Source organism: Cupriavidus basilensis, assembly GCF_029335485.1.
GTDB lineage: Bacteria > Pseudomonadota > Gammaproteobacteria > Burkholderiales > Burkholderiaceae > Cupriavidus > Cupriavidus basilensis_E.
Map to the genome: position 1 here is coordinate 1 of NZ_JARJLM010000081.1, position 2,319 is coordinate 2,319.

The following is a 2,319-nucleotide window of genomic DNA, read 5'->3' on the forward strand; positions in this document are numbered from 1 at the left end:
AGTTCGTGCATCTGCCGCTCGATCTGCGCGGCGGACATGCTCAGCAGTGGCCAGGCATCCGGGGCCCGCAGCAGTTGCGGTGTTTCCGCCAGCGCCGCCAGCAGATGGGCCGAGCGGATCGACTTGGCTGCGCCGGGCGCGGTGGCCTCGAGCGAGGCCCGCATCCACGCGGCTTCCAGCCATTGCCCGACGCGTTGCGATAGCCCCGGCTTGCCCCGCAGGTCATGCGGCAAGCGGTCGATGGCGGCAAGCAGGCCGTTCCAGATGCCGTTCACATCCAGCTCGTAGCGCCGCAGGATGGCCAGCAGATCCCCTTCGCCCAGTTCCAGCAGCTTGATGAGCCAGTGCTCCACCTCGATGTCACGGTGGGCGCGCGTTTCGCAGAGGCCGGCGGCTTCGGTTAGCGCGCGGGCGCAGTGATCGTTCAGGCGTTGCAGAAACGGGGAATAGTCGCGGGCGGTCATGGTGGCGTGGCAGGGCAGCGGTGGCGCAGGGGGGAGGAGATGCGCGGCCCGGGATCCGGGTCGCGCGAGTATGCAGCCGGGCCAGGGCGCCGGCTGCGGCGGCGCTTACGCGCGCTCGTTCCAGCTGTCGGCGTGGATGATGTTGCCGTCCTTGTACGACCAGGTGATCTTCTCGTAGCGCAGTTCGATGTCTTCGAGATGGTTGTGCTTCTCGTAGGCCGGGTTCTTGATGTCGAGCATCTTCGGCGTGACGCCGACCACCTTCACGTTCTCGAGCCTGGTGTTGAAATACTCCTTTTCCTTGCCGGCGTCATCGATCCTGTACCACTTGATCTCCACCGACTTGAGCGTCTGGCCGCTGGTGACGGCCTTGTACAAGTATGGCGTCGAGGCGTCGGTTTCCTTGGTGAAAACGATCGGCTTGTGCACGCGGGTGCCGGTCAGCTTGCCGGTATTGGAGTCGGTCGGGATATTGACGCCGTGATCGAAGGCGACCACCTCGACGCTGCCTTCGCGCTCGGTCACCGTGACCGAGCCCTTGATGTCGGCGCCGCCATCGTCCTTGATCCACATGTATGCGGGAATTGCCATTTCTTGATACTCCTTCTACTGGAATGAACAGGCCGGTTGGCCAGAAGTTTCCCGATGCGCGCCACCATCGTCGCGACAATCGGGGACAAGCGTGATCTCGACCCGGCGGTTGGCGGCGCGGCCGGCCTCGGTGTCGTTGGCGGCCCTGGGGCGGGTGTCGCCATAGCCTTGAATCGCAAAGCGGGTCAGGGACAGCCCGGCCGCATCGGCCAGCCAGTCGCGAACCGACGCCGCGCGCGCCTCGGAGAGCTTGAGGTTCGCCCGCGGGTTGCCCGTGGTGTCGGTGTGTCCGGCCACCAGCACGCGCTTGCCGGGATGCGCCTTGACCATCTCCAGCGCGCCGATCAGCACACGGTTGGAGCCGGCGTTCAGGGTGGCGCTGCCGCTCCTGAAGAGCGACAGGCTGTCCAGTTCGATGGTCGAAGGCGGCGGTGCCGGCGGCCGGTAGGCCGCGATCAAGGCATTGAGCGGGCCCAGCAGTCCGGCGCCGCGATAGAAGCCCAGCCCGAGCCGCGGCGGCACGCCGGACCGGCGGTATTGCTCGAGTTCGTCGCGGTCGCGCTTGAGTGCCTGCAGCGCGTCGACACGGGCCGCGTCAAGCGCCGGACCAATGGCGCGATAGCGGGCCATGTTGTCGGTGACGCGCGCGACCAGCGCACGGTTCTGCCAGGCGGAGGCCGCAGCGGCTGCGCAAAATGCGAGCGCCAGCCAGGCAAAGGCGTGGCCCAGCGCACGCGGCAATGCGTGCCGTACGGGCTGCAGAGCGATGCCGCGGATCAGCGGTTCCGGCAAGGGGTAAGGCGCCCTATCGGCGGCATGGCCCGCCTGGGCCGTTCGCGTGGCGGGCGCCAGCCCGGTTGCCTGTGCGACGAAGCCGGCATAGAGGGAGTCTGTGGCAGGCACCCCTTTGGTGGCGATCACGCCAAGCGCGGCGACGCCCGCCGGGCGCGCGTTCCGGAGCCCGTCGCGCCCTTCGTCCCGCAGCGCGGGCAGCAGGGCGCCGCATGCCCACCTTGCCAGCGCGTCGAGGCGGGCGGCGCGGTGCATGCGCGGGGCCCGGTCAGCCGGCAGGGCCGACCATGCATACTGCATGAGCCGGCCCGCGATCTGGGCGGACAGGTCTTCGCCCGGTGGCATGCCGGCGCCGGAGAAGCCAAACCACGGGCAGTCGTCCGCCGGCCCACCGGCTTCTGCCATGTAGACGGCGACGCCGACCGGCAGGGGATAGCCAACGGCCCGGCTGGCCTCGCCGACCGCCGAGCGC

3 protein-coding genes are annotated in these 2,319 nt (G+C 68.8%); all 3 read right to left on the minus strand.

Translation table 11 applies throughout. From position 1 onward, the window contains the following. On the minus strand, positions 1–464 hold a 464-nt coding region (locus tag P3W85_RS04670), incomplete at its 3' end, for a Clp protease N-terminal domain-containing protein (RefSeq protein WP_276263901.1). Between the two features lie 105 nt (positions 465–569). Continuing rightward, positions 570–1,055 carry an Hcp family type VI secretion system effector gene (locus P3W85_RS04675; RefSeq protein ID WP_017227889.1) on the minus strand — a complete coding sequence of 162 codons (486 nt, stop codon included), beginning with the start codon at positions 1,053–1,055 and terminating at the stop codon, positions 570–572. Between the two features lie 15 nt (positions 1,056–1,070). Beyond that, positions 1,071–2,319 (minus strand): OmpA family protein (locus tag P3W85_RS04680; RefSeq protein WP_276263902.1); only part of this gene is annotated, 1,249 nt, incomplete at its 5' end.

Excerpts from the sequence above, each read along its gene's own strand:
- P3W85_RS04675 (WP_017227889.1), bottom strand. The coding sequence starts at position 1,055 with ATGGCAATTCCCGCATACATGTGGATCAAGGACGATGGCGGCGCCGAC.